At 64.2% G+C, this 15,214-nt stretch carries 12 protein-coding genes; 5 read left to right on the top strand and 7 right to left on the bottom strand.

Features of this window, described 5'->3' with window-relative positions; translation table 11 throughout:
* The first annotated feature begins 78 nt into the window (after positions 1-78).
* On the top strand, positions 79-2,658 hold the full coding sequence (gene clpB / locus KRZ98_RS04700; protein ID WP_217672510.1) for an ATP-dependent chaperone ClpB: 2,580 nt from the start codon (positions 79-81) through the stop codon (positions 2,656-2,658).
* A gap of 36 nt (positions 2,659-2,694) precedes the next feature.
* Here clpB and KRZ98_RS04695 read toward each other — a convergent pair whose 3' ends face one another.
* A complete protein-coding gene (locus KRZ98_RS04695) occupies positions 2,695-2,946 on the bottom strand; it encodes a hypothetical protein (protein ID WP_217672566.1) in 252 nt (83 codons plus the stop codon).
* A 75-nt stretch (positions 2,947-3,021) separates the two neighbouring features.
* Entirely contained in the window at positions 3,022-4,302 is a 1,281-nt protein-coding gene (locus tag KRZ98_RS04690; RefSeq protein WP_254798099.1) for an aspartyl/asparaginyl beta-hydroxylase domain-containing protein, read from the bottom strand.
* Positions 4,303-4,413: 111 nt separating this feature from the next.
* Here KRZ98_RS04690 and KRZ98_RS04685 point away from each other — a divergent pair, with 111 nt between their 5' ends.
* Positions 4,414-5,448 (top strand): hypothetical protein, encoded by a 1,035-nt coding sequence (locus KRZ98_RS04685; RefSeq protein ID WP_217672508.1) that lies wholly within the window; start codon positions 4,414-4,416, stop codon positions 5,446-5,448.
* A gap of 257 nt (positions 5,449-5,705) precedes the next feature.
* Here KRZ98_RS04685 and KRZ98_RS04680 read toward each other — a convergent pair whose 3' ends face one another.
* Positions 5,706-8,705 carry a TonB-dependent receptor gene (locus KRZ98_RS04680; protein ID WP_217672507.1) on the bottom strand — a complete coding sequence of 1,000 codons (3,000 nt, stop codon included), beginning with the start codon at positions 8,703-8,705 and terminating at the stop codon, positions 5,706-5,708.
* 395 nt (positions 8,706-9,100) lie between these two features.
* On the opposite strand from KRZ98_RS04680, the gene KRZ98_RS04675 reads away from it, so the two are divergent.
* Positions 9,101-9,643: a hypothetical protein gene (locus tag KRZ98_RS04675; RefSeq protein WP_217672506.1), complete on the top strand. Its 543-nt coding sequence runs from the start codon at positions 9,101-9,103 to the stop codon at positions 9,641-9,643.
* A 5-nt stretch (positions 9,644-9,648) separates the two neighbouring features.
* On the opposite strand, the gene KRZ98_RS04670 is transcribed toward KRZ98_RS04675, so the two are convergent.
* From KRZ98_RS04670 to xseA, 3 genes are read right to left on the bottom strand one after another with little or no spacing between them, the layout of a single operon-like run.
* Complete coding sequence (locus tag KRZ98_RS04670; RefSeq protein WP_217672505.1) at positions 9,649-10,491, bottom strand: M23 family metallopeptidase; 843 nt, start codon at positions 10,489-10,491, stop codon at positions 9,649-9,651.
* On the bottom strand, positions 10,488-10,700 hold the full coding sequence (locus KRZ98_RS04665) for a DUF2093 domain-containing protein (RefSeq protein ID WP_217672504.1): 213 nt from the start codon (positions 10,698-10,700) through the stop codon (positions 10,488-10,490). Before KRZ98_RS04665 ends, KRZ98_RS04670 begins: the two co-directional genes overlap by 4 nt.
* A 20-nt stretch (positions 10,701-10,720) precedes the next feature.
* Positions 10,721-12,217 (bottom strand): exodeoxyribonuclease VII large subunit, encoded by a 1,497-nt coding sequence (xseA, locus tag KRZ98_RS04660; protein WP_217672565.1) that lies wholly within the window; start codon positions 12,215-12,217, stop codon positions 10,721-10,723.
* A gap of 7 nt (positions 12,218-12,224) precedes the next feature.
* Here xseA and purD point away from each other — a divergent pair, with 7 nt between their 5' ends.
* Positions 12,225-13,502 carry a phosphoribosylamine--glycine ligase gene (gene purD, locus KRZ98_RS04655; protein WP_217672503.1) on the top strand — a complete coding sequence of 426 codons (1,278 nt, stop codon included), beginning with the start codon at positions 12,225-12,227 and terminating at the stop codon, positions 13,500-13,502.
* A gap of 65 nt (positions 13,503-13,567) precedes the next feature.
* Positions 13,568-14,107 carry a hypothetical protein gene (locus KRZ98_RS04650; protein WP_217672502.1) on the top strand — a complete coding sequence of 180 codons (540 nt, stop codon included), beginning with the start codon at positions 13,568-13,570 and terminating at the stop codon, positions 14,105-14,107.
* A gap of 4 nt (positions 14,108-14,111) precedes the next feature.
* Here the strand turns inward: KRZ98_RS04650 and KRZ98_RS04645 are convergent, their stop codons facing one another.
* Positions 14,112-15,074, bottom strand: a complete 963-nt coding sequence (locus KRZ98_RS04645) for an acyltransferase (protein WP_217672501.1) — start codon at positions 15,072-15,074, stop codon at positions 14,112-14,114.
* Between the last annotated feature and the right edge of the window lie 140 nt (positions 15,075-15,214).

Below are 15,214 nucleotides of genomic sequence, written 5' to 3'. Positions count from 1 at the left end.
TGCCTCTTGTGTGGCCTTTTGGCAACACCACATCAGCCGCAGTTCCATACAGAGCCAAGGGCTTCACAAGGGTAAGTCATGAACCTCGAAAAATTCACCGACCGCGCCAAGGGCTTCCTCCAGTCGGCGCAAACCGTGGCCATCCGCATGAGCCATCAGCGGATCAGCCCCGAACATCTGCTCAAAGCACTGCTGGAGGATGAACAGGGCATGGCGTCCGGCCTGATCAAGGCCGCAGGCGGCGCACCCGAAGTTGCGCTGCGCGACACCGACGCCGCGCTCGCCAAAGTGCCGTCGGTCTCCGGCAGCGGCGCGCAGCAGACGCCGGGCCTGGACAATGACGCGGTGCGCGTGCTGGACTCCGCCGAACAGGTCGCGGCCAAGGCAGGCGACAGTTTCGTTACCGTCGAACGACTGCTGCTCGCGCTGACGCTGGCCACCACAACGACGGCTGGCAAGGCGCTGGCCGCCGCTGGCGTCAAGGCGGAAGCGCTCAACGCCGCGATCAATCATCTGCGTCAGGGCCGCAGCGCCGACACCGCAGGCGCGGAGGATCGCTATGACGCGCTCAAGAAATTCGCCCGCGACCTCACCGAAGCCGCGCGCAGCGGCAAGCTCGACCCGGTCATTGGCCGGGACGAGGAAATCCGCCGCACCATCCAGATCCTCGCCCGCCGGACCAAGAATAACCCGGTGCTGATCGGCGACCCCGGCGTCGGCAAGACCGCTATTGCCGAGGGCCTCGCGCTGCGCATCGCCAATGGAGACGTGCCCGATACGCTCAAAGACCGCACATTGATGGCGCTCGACATGGGCAGCCTGATCGCGGGCGCCAAATATCGCGGCGAGTTTGAGGAGCGGCTGAAAGGCGTGCTGGACGAGGTGAAGGCCGCAGAGGGCCAGGTGGTCCTGTTCATCGACGAAATGCACACGCTGATCGGCGCGGGCAAATCCGAAGGCGCGATGGACGCAGGCAATCTGCTCAAGCCCGCATTGGCGCGCGGCGAACTGCATTGCATCGGCGCGACGACGCTCGATGAATATCGCAAATATGTCGAAAAAGACCCTGCGCTCCAGCGCCGGTTCCAGCCGGTGTTCGTCGGCGAGCCCACGGTTGAGGATACGGTCAGCATCCTGCGCGGCCTGAAGGAAAAATATGAGCTGCACCATGGCGTGCGGATCACCGACAGCGCCCTTGTGTCAGCCGCGACCCTCTCCAACCGCTACATCACCGACCGCTTCCTGCCCGACAAGGCGATCGACCTGATGGACGAGGCCGCGTCGCGCCTGCGCATGGAGGTCGAATCCAAGCCCGAAGAGATTGAAAATCTCGACCGCCGCATCATCCAGCTTAAGATCGAGCGCGAGGCGCTGAAGAAGGAAACCGACAAGGCCTCCGCCGACCGGCTGACCACGCTCGAAACCGATCTCGCCAATCTGGAGGAACAATCCGCCTCGCTGACCACCCGCTGGCAGGCGGAAAAGGACAAGATCGCCGGCGAAGCGAAGATCAAAGAACAGCTCGACGCCGCCCGGCTTGAACTGGAACAGGCGCAGCGCGCGGGCGACCTCGCCAAAATGAGCGAGTTGTCCTACGGCACCATTCCAGGCCTCGAAAAGCGCCTCGCCGAAGCGGAAACCGCGTCCGAAGGTGCCATGCTGCGTGAGGAAGTGACCGCAGAGGACATCGCCGGGGTCGTCGCCCGCTGGACCGGCATCCCGGTCGAGCGGATGATGACTGGTGAGCGCGAGAAACTGCTGGCAATGGAAGAAACGCTGGGCAAGCGCGTCATCGGGCAGGCCCATGCGGTCAAGGCCGTGTCCACCGCCGTGCGCCGCGCCCGCGCGGGGCTACAGGATCCCAACCGCCCGCTCGGCTCCTTCCTCTTCCTTGGCCCCACGGGCGTCGGCAAGACCGAACTGACCAAGGCGCTGGCCGGTTTCCTGTTCGACGATGAAAATGCCATGGTCCGCATCGACATGAGCGAATTCATGGAGAAGCACAGCGTCGCCCGGCTGATCGGTGCGCCGCCCGGCTATGTCGGCTATGAGGAAGGCGGCGTCCTGACCGAAGCGGTGCGCCGTCGCCCCTATCAGGTCGTGCTGTTCGATGAGGTCGAAAAGGCCCATGGCGACGTGTTCAACATCCTGCTCCAGGTGCTGGACGATGGTCGCCTGACCGACGGTCAGGGCCGCACGGTCGATTTCACCAACACGATCATCGTGCTGACATCGAACCTGGGCAGCCAATATATCGCGGCGCTTGGCGACGATGATCCGGTCGAAAAGGTCGAGGATCAGGTGATGGAGGTGGTCCGCAGCCATTTCCGCCCCGAATTCCTCAACCGTCTGGACGAGATCATCCTGTTCCATCGCCTCGGCGTCGCCCATATGGCGCCGATCGTCGATATTCAGGTCGCCCGTGTGCAGAAACTGCTCAAGGATCGCAAGATCGCGCTCGACCTGACCGACGGCGCGCGGGCGTGGCTGGGGCGTGTCGGCTATGACCCGGTCTATGGCGCACGGCCATTGAAGCGCGCGGTCCAGCGCTACCTGCAAGACCCGCTCGCCGACCTGATCCTGCGCGGGGACGTCCCCGATGGATCGCAGGTGCGGGTCGAGGATGGCGACGGCGCGCTGACGCTCAGCGTCGCCTGACGCGAAAGGCGGGAGGGGCCACGCCCCTCCTGCACCTCACCCGTTGGGGTTCATCCCCGCCCGGCTGCGGGTGATGATGTCATCGGCATCGCGATTCTGCTGCTCGGTGATCGCCCGCCATTCGGCGTTGGTCTTGCAGACCCGTTCCTTCTTCACCAGCGACCCGGTGACCTGAAACCGCTTGCACCGCACCGCATTGGGATCATTCTTGTCCAGCGGAGCCTTGTCCTGCGCCAGCACCGGCATGGCCATGACGATCAGGCTGGACGCAATCACTGCCTTGAACATTCGCACTCTCATTCTCCTGGATAGGCGGCAGCGCTGGCCTCGTCTCTCGCAACGGGCCAGCCTCCATGCCGTCGATCAGATGCGCGGCAGGACGTCCTTCGTCTTGCTTGCATCGGCCGTGGCGTAGAATTGCTTTAATAACGCCTGCTCCGCAAGCGACAAATGCGGGTTCCACACGTCGAAAATCAGCACCACCCGCAAATGATCGCTGTCATTCCACGCCTCATGTTCGATCGTGTCGTCAAAGGCAAAGGCGATCCCTTCTTGCCAGGCTCTCGTTTCACCCCCGACACGAAAGAAGCAACCCGGCGGTACGACCAGCGGCAGATGGATGATCGCGCGTGTATTGGTGACCCCGCTATGCGCCGGAATCCGGCTGCGCGGCCTCAGCAGCGAAAAGAAGGCCGATGGCGCTCGCCCCGGAATGTCGGCACGCGGCAGAGCCTCCAGCGCCGCGATCGTCTGCGGACAGGCGACACAGACCGGTTCGTTCCGCACGCCATATTCCCACAAGAAGGCCGCGCCCCAGTCGAGCGAGCCATCAAGCGCGGTCCATTTATTCTCCGGCGTACCAGCTTCCTGCCGCACATAAGGGCGGATCGCCCCGTCATGCTGCCCGATCATGGCCAGAAATTCCGCGCGGATCACATCGGTCTGTGCCTCCAGCGCATCCATCCAGGCAAAATGCTGACGGTCGAAAAATTCGTCGGCAGGCAGGAAGGGGTAATGCAGGCCCGAACAGTGATTCTGGTAAATCGTCCGACGGCCAAATTCCCGATCTAGACAGGCCTGAAAGCGCCGCTGCGTTACCGCATCCGCCGCCGTCAGTTGCGCCGCCACACCCGCTTCGACAAAGGCTGCAAACTCCGCCTGATGCGCGGTGACGAAGCCCCGCGCCTCCGCCAATGTTTCTACCAGCGCGGGCGGCAGGTCGGGCAAGCCCGCCGACAGCGCCAATGCCTTGCCCCAACTGTCCGCCGCACCCTGCCGCTCATCCAGCCGTTGCTGGAGCTGCGCCATGCGGATTTGCGCCATCAAATTGCGCTGGTCGATGTCGATCGCCGCCTGCAACGCCGCGCGTTCGCCCTCCGCCGCGCCCAGCCCGCGCTCCGCCGACGCGACATTCATCCATAGCGCCGCTTCCTTGGGATCAGCCGCCGCCGCACCGCGAAAATGCGTGGTGGCCGTCGCAAAATCCCGCCGGTCCAGCGCAATCATCCCCAGCAGGTTGAGCGCCTGCGGTTCCCCCGGTTGTCGCGTGAGTGCATCGTTTAACAGTTGCTCCGCCGCCGCGGCACGCCCCTGCCGCCGCGCTTCCGCCGCCTGCTGCACCAACCGACCAACCGCCAATTCCATAAAGCCCCCCAGCTTCTTGTCCCTCATCGCTACCACAAGCCGGGCCGCTGGCAAGTAGGGGAAAGCCCGGCGGCTTGAATGACCCGAAAAGCCATGCGAAGGCTGGTCACCATGACCTCATCCGATCCAGCGATCCGCGATATCCTGCGCGATGCCCAATGGTTGGCCCATCGATATGATCCAGGCCACGATGCGGTCCATCTGCGCCTGGTTCCGCGCGCGCGGCATGGCGACATCCCCTTCCTGACGGACGAGCATCTGGGAGAGACGAACGCGCCGCTGGTGTTGCGACTGGCAGATGCCATGGCCCATGCGCCGCCCCGCGCGCCACTCCATTTCCTGTTCCATTCCGCCTATTGCTGCTCGACCCTGCTGGCTGCCGCGATGGATATTCCCGGCGTCGCGATGGGGCTGAAGGAACCTGTGCTGCTCAACGACCTGATCGGCTGGCGACATCGCGGGGCGAAGGGGCCGGAGGTCGCGCGCGTGCTGGATGCCAGCCTCCATCTGCTCGCCCGCCCGTTCGGCTCAAGTGAGGCGGTGGTGATCAAACCCTCAAACCTCATCAATCCGCTGATCCCCGCAATCATGGGCTTGCGGCCCGGTGCCCGCGCCCTGCTGCTCCACGCCCCGCTGGAACCCTATCTCGCGTCGATCGCGCGCAAGGGGATGTGGGGGCGGCTCTGGGTACGTGACCTGTTCCAGAAACTGGTGCGCGAAGGGATGATCGAACCGCTGGGCATCGCCCCGTCCGACTATCTGGGACTGACCGATATTCAGGTCGCGGCCGTCGGCTGGCTGGCGCAACAGCGCCAGTTCCAGACGCTGTGCGATCAATTGGGCGCACGGGTCGCCACGCTGGACAGCGATACGCTGGTCGCAAGGCCGGCAGAGAGTCTGGCCGCATTAGCGCAGCTATTCGGGCTGGCTCTGGACGATGAAGCGGTCGCCGCAATCGCAACCGGCCCGGTCTTTGCCCGCGACGCCAAAAATGGCGCGACCTTTACGCCTGGCCAACGCGCTGAGGCAGCGCAACGCGGACTGGAGGTCCACGCCGACGAAGTTGCCAAGGTAGCCCATTGGGCAACGCTGCTGGCCGACGATGCGGGAATTGCGATGCATCTGCCACAACCCCTGATCGACTGACAGAGAAGCTCACGGGACACCCCTCGATCCGTTCGCCCTGAGCCTGTCGAAGCCTGTCCTGCGCTTCGCCGAAGGAGGTCTCACTTCACGGCAAGAAAGAACGGCGCCTCGACAGGCTCAGCCCGAACGACACTTTGCAAAGACCCGTTGCTCTGGCGTCATCGCGTGCCGCCAACACCGCGCGCCACACACCGCCATAGAAAAAGGGGGCCGGTGTCGCCACCGGCCCCCTTTCTTTGTCTTGCCTGATCGAAGGATCAGAAGCGCAGCTTGGCAGCGACCGTGTAGCGGCGGCCCAGCGCGTCGTAGGTCGACGGATAGACGTTACCGCTGTTGTAGCTGGTCGAACCGATGGTGTTGCCGACCACCTTGGGCTGGTTGTCCAGCAGGTTCTGTACCGTCATGGTCAGCGTAACCTCGTCCGAAACGTGGAAGCGGCTGGTCAGGTCGAAATAATGTTCAGCCGGGATACGGTTGAAATCGACTTCCTTGCCGTTCAGCGTGCCGACGAACGCATCGCCATCCTCATACTTCACGCCGTCGATATAGCGCCACAGCAGCGACAGATCGACCGACTCGAACGAGAGAGTGTTACGCACCGACCAGGAAAGCTTGGGCTGGATCGAGGCGCAGTTGACGCTGTAGAGGCCAACGCATTCGCGATTAACCGACGTCGGGGTTGCCTGGAACGTCGAGCTGTTGGTCCAGTTGCCGTTGGCGCTCAGCGCCCACTTCGCGAAACCGACATCCTTCTGATAGTTCAGCTGAACGTCGATACCATCCGTGGCCAGCTTGCCCAGGTTCGACAGGGTCTGCGGCAGGCCGCCGACGACAGCCGCTTCACCGAACAGCGCGCCGGTCGACGGATCGCGACGGATGCCGGTGCAGGCTGCGTCAGATGCGCTGGCGGCGGTGATGTTGTCGAAGCAGGCCGAAATCACGTCATCAGGCGTCGGGTTGGTAATCGCACCCGTAATCTTGATGTTGTAATAATCGACCGTCAGGCTGAAGCCCGGCAGGGCGGCAGGCTGAAGCGACACGCCCAGACCCCAGCTGTTCGACTTTTCCGGGCCGAGGGCGAGGTTACCGCCACCGGTGGAGTTCACCTGACCAGCCGGATCGTTGATGATCGAGCCGAGCTGGGCTGCTGTCGCGCCCTGGGCGATACAGACAGCCGCCAGATTGGCGTTCTGGGTCGGCGCAACGCCGGCGCAGGGATCGCTGTCGAGGTTGGTCAGCGTGGTGTTCACCGGCGCAAACAGTTCGGCGATGTTCGGGGCACGAACGGCGCGCGAATAGTTGCCGCGGAACTTGATGCCGTCAACCGGCGTCCAGTTGCCGGCCACCTTCCAAGTGGTGGTGTTGTAGCCCGAACCGCCATCGACCGAATAGTCGGAGTAGCGGATACCCGCTTCCAGCGTCAGATCCTGGAAGAAGGGCTTGTCCTGCACCAGCGGCAGGATGATTTCGCCATAGGCTTCATAGACGTCATAGCCGCCGTCGATGTTCGGAGCAGCACCACCGGCACCGCCCAGATCGCCCGACTGCGAGAGCAGATCGGATTCCTGGCTGGCACCATATTTGCGATATTCGCCACCCAGCGCGAAAGCCAGGCTGTCGGTGCCGAAGGGCGAGGCAACGCCGAAGTCACCGCTGACGGTGCCCTTGACCTGGGCCAGCGACGTCTTGGTCGTGACCTGGCTGTTGGCCGTCAGATAGGCGTTCTGCGCTGCGGTGATCGAGCCGTCGGGGCCGAACACGTTGAGCGGGACGCAGCCATTGGTGTCGGTCAGGCAGGTGGCGGTGTTGGTCGCCAGCAGCGCCTGACGGACGCGCGAGTTCAGCCAGTAGCCCTGCTGGGTCTGGACGTTCTCGGATTCGCCATAGCTACCCGACAGATCCCAGTCGATCGAGTCGGTGATACCACCGCGCGCGCCGATGCGATAATCGAAGAAGGTGGTGGTGAAGTCGGAGATACGCGGACCCAGTTCGGTCGCACGACGCGACAGCGTGGTCGTGACGGTGCGATAGTTAGGATCGGTCGGGCTGGTCGCGGTCGCGGCAGCGGCGCATTCAGCTGGCGAGAAGCGAGCGGTATAGCCGACGCCTGGCGTCGTGTCGAAGGCGCAGAAGGCGTTACGCTGGGCAGCCGTCAGATACGGGTTGCTGAGCGGAACGACGACCGAGATGCCGAAGGCACCCGACGGCGCGATGATCGTGCTGACGGTGTTCTTCGAGAAGATGCCGCGCGAATAGACTTCCACCGCATCGCTAACTTCGTAGCGGCCTGCGCCGTACATGTTGAAACGCTCGAACGGCGTCTGGAAGATGTTGAACGGGTTGAAGTTATAGGCGTCAAACGCGGAGGTGCCACGGAAGGCGCCGCCAGCAGCAGTAACCTGGCGGTTGCCCTGAACGGCGTTACAGGCTGGCTGTCCATCAAGGCCGCAACCAGTCGTGATGGAATCGGCGCCGGTCGTGTTGACATTGGTGAAGCGCGACGGGGTCGACGTGCCCGAACCGCCATTGGCGCCTGTGAAGGAGTCGATCGAGAAGGCCGAGAAGGGACGATCGCCCTGATAGACCGGGTCGGACTGCTGATAGCCAACCGAGAACACCACGTTGCCGCGGCCATCATCGAAATTGGCGCCCAGCGTCACGTCGGCGCGGACATAATGGCCGTCGGCTTCTTCGGTCAGCTGGTTGGCGATATTCGCTTCCAGACCGGCAAAGTCGGACTTGGTGACGAAGTTGACGACACCCGAAATGGCGTCCGCACCATAAGTGGTCGAAGCACCACCGGTCAGCACATCGACGCGGTCGATGAGGGCCAGCGGGATGTTGTTAAGGTCGAAACGACCGTTCAGTTCGGCAGGAACCAGACGGTTGCCGTCGATCAGGACGATGTTGCGGTTGGAACCAAGGCCGCGCAGGTTGACGAACGAAGCGCCGCCATTGCCGTTGTTGACGGCCGAACCGATGCTGGGAACGATGCCAGGAATTTCACGCAGAATTTCTTCGGCAGTGTTGTTCTGCTTCAGTTCGATCTGGTCGGCGGTGGTCGCCGTAACCGGGGTCGAACGCGCCAGATTGGGGTTCTTGATCAGCGATCCGGTGACGATGATGGTGTCGCCCGCTTCGGCTTCGGCGGCCTGCGGCGCATCCTGTGCGATAGCGGCGGTCGCGATCAGCGACGCGCCCAGAATCGCCGGTGCGACGCTGGCACGCAAAAGTGCCCTCTTGGAAAATGTCTTCACGGTCCAGTCCCTTGCTCTGGAGGCTGGCAGATGGCCTGCCACTAATGTTTACCTATGGGGGGACATGGTGCCCGACAGCGATCCCCCCATATGGATGGCGGGAAACTGCGCGGGGTTAAGGGCGCTGTAAAGCCGTGGAAAAGGGCATTCACCGCTTTTGGATGCCCCTGTATCATTATTGCAACATGAACGTGGCATGACTGTTTTACAGGTGATTAGCAATATTATTGCACGGGGATACAACAGGATGCAGCAATCATTTCGTGCGATGCAGCAAGGCAGGCCTATTGTGACATCACGGGCGTTCTGATGCGGCCAGCGGCCACATATTGACCTTGCCTCTGGCGGGTGCATGGTAAGGGAATACTATGTCCGACGCGATGGAGAGACGATTTATGACGGGCTTGCGCGCATTGTTTCTGCTGGTCCCGCTCTGCATCGCGGCCCAATCCTCCGCCGCGCCGCAGCGTCAGCAGCCCCGGCCGGAAATCTTCACTGACCTTTTGAAATGCCGCACGATTCCCGTCGATGCCGAGCGGCTCGCCTGTTTCGACCGGCAGGTCGGCGCGATGGATGCTGCGGCGCAACGCGATGAAGTCGTCGTGCTGGACAAGGGCGAACTGAACAAGACCCGCAAGACCCTGTTCGGCTTCTCCTTCCCCAAACTACCCTTCCTTGGCGGCGGCGATGACAAGGAAGAAGCGCCAGAGCAGGAAGGCATCACCCATATCCAGACAGTGATCGCATCGGTCCGCAGCCTTGGTTATGGCAAATGGCAGATCGGGCTGGAGGACGGCGCGCAATGGATCACGACCGAAGCCATGACCGCGCGTGATCCCAAGGTCGGCCAGACGATCGAACTGAAACGTGCCGCCATGGGCAGTTTCATGGGCAAGGTCGATGGTGGCCGCGCGGTGCGGATGAAGCGGATCAGCTAAGGCGCCTACAACCCGTTCGGCATCGGTCCCGCAAGCAGCAGCGGGTCGATCCGCGCGTCATTCCACTTCATCCCCCAATGGAGATGCGGCCCGGTCGCGCGCCCGGTCGCGCCGACCGCGCCAATGCGTTGCCCCTGCGCCACATGATCGCCCGGCTTCACGTCGATCCGCGACAGATGGAGGAAGGCGCTGCCCAGGCCATGGCCATGGTCGATCATCAATAAATGCCCCTCCAGCGTGAAGGGCTTGTCCGCCGCCGCCAGCACCACCACCCCGTCAGCCGGTGCCACCACCGGCGCGCCGGTCGCACCTGCAATGTCGACCCCGCCATGATAGGCACCCGGCGTCCCCTGATAGACACGCTGCGATCCGAACAGGCCGGACAGACGACCGATACGCGGCCAGATGAAGCGCTGCCGCCAGCCTTTGGCGTCTGTCACCAACGTGCGCGCTGCGGCAATCTGTTCCAATTCCGGTTTGCGCAGCGCCAGAAACGCCTCGGTGCTTTTGGTCGGGCGCATCGGCGCATTGATCCGCTCGATCCGCCAAGCGCGGGGGGCAATGGCGATCGGGCGCTCGACCACGCGGCCATCGGCCAGCCGGGCGACCAGTTGCGCGGTCGGCCCGGCATCGCGATCGAAGGCGATCAGGAACCGGCCGTCGGCATCGACCGGGACCAACTTGCCATCCAGCGTCAGCGCCACCGTGCCGGTCGGCACGGTCCCCAGCAGCGCCCCGCCCTGTGTCACTGGTCCGACAATCACGAAATTCGCCCGCGTCTGCACGGGGGCGGCAGGTGCGGAGGCTCCCACCAGTGCCAGCAGCAGCGCTGCGGCCCAGCGCCTCATCGCCCGCCGGTCGCCTTGATCTCGGCCCGCGCGGAGGCTTCGGCATTGGCATAGGGCTCCTGCCGCGCGATGCTCCAGTAGCGCAGATCTTCCAGCGCGATTTTCTGGCCCGTCACGGCGCACAACACATGGTCGCCCGCCTGCAACACGCGGAAACTATAGGCCATATAATGGAGCCGGGCGACACGGTCGCTGTTGGACATCAACATTTGTCAGCCTTTCTGGCGCTTCACGAAAACAAATCCTGCTGCGGCACGTCGTCCGCGCCGCGCGCTTTGCGCGTTGGGCGTGGTGGAGCAGATATAGCGGCTGGGCCGGGCTTCTCAAGCGATGCCCCGCCTTGCCCAACGGCGGCATCGACCGTCCCGTCCCGGAAATGCAGAGTCACCGCGCCCGCCGCCTGTGCTGCCGCGACCGACTGAACCAGTCGCGCCCCCGCCATCACCCGCGCATAACCCCGCGCCAGCGGCAGGTCGGGGTCGAGCGAGGCGAAATGGCGCGACACCCGGTCGAGCGCCGTCGCCCGATCGCGATAGACCCGCGCCAGATAGTCCGGGCGCGGGCGCAACCGGTCCAGCCGCTCGGTCGCGCGTGCAAGATATTGCTGGAGCAGCGCGGGCCGCAACGCGCCACCGGCTTGCCCCAATTGCCCGCGCGCATCCGCAATCCGGTGCCGCAAGCCGCTACCCAGCGCGTCGGACAGTTGGTCTAGCCGCTGCCGCTGCGGCGCCAGCAACATATCCGGCGTCGGCATCAGCCGTGCCTGCATCTCCAGCCTTTCCTTCGCCTGCCCCGCCCCGCGTCGCACCGCGCGCCCGGCGCGCAGGCCCATTTCGCTCAAGCCCGCCAGTAGCTCCGCCCGCACCGGCACCGCCATTTCCGCCGCCGCCGTTGGAGTTGGCGCGCGCATGTCGGCGGCATAGTCGCACAGCGTCGTATCGGTTTCATGCCCGACCGCCGATATGATCGGGATCGAACAGTCGGCGACCGCCCGCACGACGATTTCCTCGTTGAAGCTCCACAGATCCTCGATCGACCCGCCCCCGCGCGCCACGATCACCAGATCGGGCCGGGGCAGCGGCCCGCCCGCTTCCATCGCGCTGAACCCGCGCACCGCCCGCGCAATCTGTTCGGCAGACCCCTGCCCCTGCACCAATACCGGCCAGACCAGCACATCGGTCGGGCAGCGATCCGCCAGCCGGTGCAAGATATCGCGAATCACAGCGCCCGTGGGCGACGTCACGACGCCGATGGTGCGCGGCAGGAAGGGCAGCCGCCGCTTGCGCTCCGCTGCGAACAGCCCCTCGCCCGCCAGTTTCGCTTTCAGCTTCTCCAGCAACGCCATCAGCGCGCCTTCGCCCGCCAATTCCATCCGCTCGATGACGATCTGATATTTGGACCGGCCGGGATAGGTGGTCAGCTTGCCGGTCGCGATCACCTCCACCCCGTCCTGCGGCGCAAAGGCCAGCCGCTGCGCCCCGCCCTTCCACATCACCCCGTCCAGCACGGCATTATCGTCTTTCAGCGCCAGATAGAGATGCCCGGACGCCGCCCGCTTGAAGCCGGAAATCTCACCGCGCAGCCGGACATGGCCGAAGCGATCCTCCACCGTGCGCTTGAGCAACCCCGACAATTCGCTGACGGACAGCGGCGGCGCGTTGTCGCCCGCCCGTTCCTCCGCTAACAGGCGGCCCGAACTGTCATAGGCATCATATTCCGGGGACATGGGCGACATGAACATCCTTTTGCTTGGCGGCGGCGGCCGTGAACATGCGCTGGCGTGGAAGCTGGCGCAATCGCCCCGGCTCGATACGCTCTACGCCGCGCCGGGCAACCCCGGCATAGCCCAGCACGCGACATTGGTCGACCTCGCCGCAACCGATCATCGCGCCGTGCTGGATTTCTGCACCCGCCATTCGATCGGCCTGGTCGTCATCGGCCCGGAAGCGCCGCTGGTCGATGGCCTCGCCGACAATCTGCGCACCATGGGCGTGCCGGTGTTCGGCCCGAACAAGAAAGCCGCCCAGCTCGAAGGGTCCAAGGGCTTTACCAAGGATCTGTGCAAACGCGCGAACATTCCGACCGCCGCCTATGTCCGCGTCACCAGCAAGGATGGCGCGATTGCCGCGCTCGACGATTTCGCGCTGCCGGTCGTGATCAAGGCCGATGGTCTGGCCGCGGGCAAAGGTGTGATCATCGCCGAAACCCGTGACGAGGCGCTCGAAGCACTCGACACCATGTTCTCCGGCGCGTTCGGCGCTGCGGGCGAGGAAGTGGTGCTGGAAGAATTCATGGCCGGCGAGGAAGCCAGCTTCTTCGCGCTGACCGACGGCACCGCCATCCTGCCCTTCGGATCGGCGCAGGATCACAAGCGCGTAGGCGATGGCGATACCGGACCCAATACCGGCGGCATGGGTGCCTATAGCCCGGCCCGCGTCCTGACCCCTGAGCTGGAAGCCCAGGTCATCGAAACGATCATCAAGCCTACGGTCGCCACCATGGCGACGGAAGGGATGCCCTATTCCGGCGTCCTCTATGCCGGGCTGATGCTGACCGATCAGGGCCCCAAGCTGATCGAATATAATGCCCGCTTTGGCGACCCGGAATGTCAGGTGCTGATGATGCGCTTCGACGGCGATCTGGTCGACCTGCTGCTCAGCGTCGCGCAGGGGACGCTGGAAGCCCAAGGTCCGGTCGAGCTGGCGAGCCGCACCGCGCTCACCATCGTCATGGCCGCCAATGGCTATCCCGGCACCCCGGACAAGGGTGGCGCAATCAGCGGCATCGACGCGGCGCAGGCCGGTGGCGCGCTCGTGTTCCACGCCGGAACCGCGGATCAGGACGGCACGCTGGTCGCCAATGGCGGTCGCGTCCTCAATGTGACCGCAACCGGCGATACGGTCGGCGCGGCGCAGGCGGCGGCCTATGCCGCGGTCGATGCGATCGACTTCCCCACCGGCTTCTGCCGCCGCGACATTGGCTGGCGCGAAGTCGCCCGCGAACAGGCATGAAGCCTTGCCGAGCGGGGCGACACAGCCCTAGATAGCGACGGCATATTCACGAAAGGCGACGCGCGATGCAGGAATTTTTCATGGACTATGGCCTGTGGCTGCTGATCGGGCTGCTGGTCATCATCGGCCTCGTCTTTCTGTTGTCCGGCAGGGGCAAGGCCCAGGACGTTATGCAGGACATCGCGCCAACCCCGCCCGCCGAAACCCCACCTGTCGCCTTTGTGGAGCCGGTGCCCGCTGCCCCCGTCGTCGTGCCGGTCGAAGCCGAGGCCCCCGTCACCGCGCCAATCGCCCCCGTCGCAGTCGAACCGACACCGGCACACGAACCCGTGCCTGTGTCACCCGCCGTCACGGCTGCACCGGAAGGCGAGGACGACCTGCTCCGCCTCAAAGGCGTGGGGCCAAAGCTCAGGACATTGCTGATTGAGCTCGGCATCACCCGCTTCGCCCAAATCGCCGCCTGGACCGACACGGACCTGGCCGCGATCGACGCGAAACTCGGCAATTTCAAAGGCCGTCCGGTCCGCGACCAGTGGATCGATCAGGCCAAATATCTCGCGGCAGGCGACATTGCCGGCTTCGAAGCCAAATATGGCAAGCTCTGACCGGTCAGGCGCTGGCCGGAACCGGTGCTTGCCCCATCGACGCTGACGCCGGACGCACTGCCGCCGCACTGCCAACGAGCCTCTGAACCAGCGCATTGCGCGCCGACCACCTGCTGGCGATCGCCAGCAGCAGGATGGACAGCGCCAACGTGGGAAGCGCACCCGCGCCCGCCAACATGACCGCCGCCATCGCCAACGGGTGCCATAGATAGAAGAACAGGCTGTCCCGCCCGACCGCATTGAGCGGTCCAAATGACAGGCGCAGCGCCGACAGCTGAGGCAGCAGCGCGATCAGCCCCAGGCACATCAGCAACCGGGCAGGCACAAAGGCCAGACCGTTTTCGCTGCCATAGAGTGCGCTCCACCACCCCATGCCCAGCGCGCCCAGCAGCAGCGTCACCCCCAGATAGCGGGTCGGCAATCCCCGCTCCGCCATCAGCATCCCGAAGAAGAAATAGACCGGATAGCGCAGGAAGCGACTATCGGGCGACAACAGGCTGACGCCGACGACGCCATGGTTCAGCCCGAAACTATACATGGTCGCCAAACTGACTGGCGTACCGATCGCCAGCAACAGGAGCGGCGACAAAGGCACCAGCCGCGTCACCAGGATCAGGAAGAACAGCACCGGCACATACCAGAGGTGGAAGGGCGGGTGCAGCAGCAGCTCGATCGGCAACGTCCAGCTGATCTGCCAGCCACTGACCAATATATAGACCAATAGCGCCACGGCCCATGGCAGCAGCATCCGGCTGCCATAACGGCCAAACATCCGCTCCGGCGGGTCGTTCCGGGTTCGTGTCACATTGAGCAGGTAGCCTGAAATGCCGATCATCAACGGCATACGAAAGCCCGCCCCGACCCACAGCGCCAGATGATGCTGTTGCGTCAGTTCCATGGAATGTCCGGCCATGACCAATATGATCAGCGCACCCTTGAGCAGGTCCACCGACGGATTTTTCGTCACATGATAACCCCATGTCCCCGATCATGGAGTTAGCGCATGGACTGCTGCCTTCCAATTAACCATCAGGGTAAACAAGGCGCTACCGCGTCCCTTTACGGTGGCTTTTCCGCGCCGGCAAATGCGCTAAGACTGGACGGGAT

This window comes from Sphingobium sp. AS12, from assembly GCF_019097845.1.
In the GTDB taxonomy this organism is placed as follows: Bacteria; Pseudomonadota; Alphaproteobacteria; order Sphingomonadales; family Sphingomonadaceae; genus Sphingobium.
Note: the sequence above shows the minus strand (reverse complement) of the source record. Positions and strands in the feature narration are given on the sequence as shown.

Bases quoted from the DNA above. Each gene is read 5' to 3' on its own strand.
- clpB (WP_217672510.1), top strand. From the start codon at position 79: ATGAACCTCGAAAAATTCACCGACCGCGCCAAGGGCTTCCTCCAGTCG.
- KRZ98_RS04695 (WP_217672566.1), bottom strand. From the start codon at position 2,946: ATGTTCAAGGCAGTGATTGCGTCCAGCCTGATCGTCATGGCCATGCCG.
- KRZ98_RS04690 (WP_254798099.1), bottom strand. From the start codon at position 4,302: ATGGAATTGGCGGTTGGTCGGTTGGTGCAGCAGGCGGCGGAAGCGCGG.
- KRZ98_RS04685 (WP_217672508.1), top strand. From the start codon at position 4,414: ATGACCTCATCCGATCCAGCGATCCGCGATATCCTGCGCGATGCCCAA.
- KRZ98_RS04675 (WP_217672506.1), top strand. From the start codon at position 9,101: ATGACGGGCTTGCGCGCATTGTTTCTGCTGGTCCCGCTCTGCATCGCG.
- KRZ98_RS04670 (WP_217672505.1), bottom strand. From the start codon at position 10,491: ATGAGGCGCTGGGCCGCAGCGCTGCTGCTGGCACTGGTGGGAGCCTCC.
- KRZ98_RS04665 (WP_217672504.1), bottom strand. From the start codon at position 10,700: ATGTTGATGTCCAACAGCGACCGTGTCGCCCGGCTCCATTATATGGCC.
- xseA (WP_217672565.1), bottom strand. From the start codon at position 12,217: ATGTCCCCGGAATATGATGCCTATGACAGTTCGGGCCGCCTGTTAGCG.
- purD (WP_217672503.1), top strand. From the start codon at position 12,225: ATGAACATCCTTTTGCTTGGCGGCGGCGGCCGTGAACATGCGCTGGCG.
- KRZ98_RS04650 (WP_217672502.1), top strand. From the start codon at position 13,568: ATGCAGGAATTTTTCATGGACTATGGCCTGTGGCTGCTGATCGGGCTG.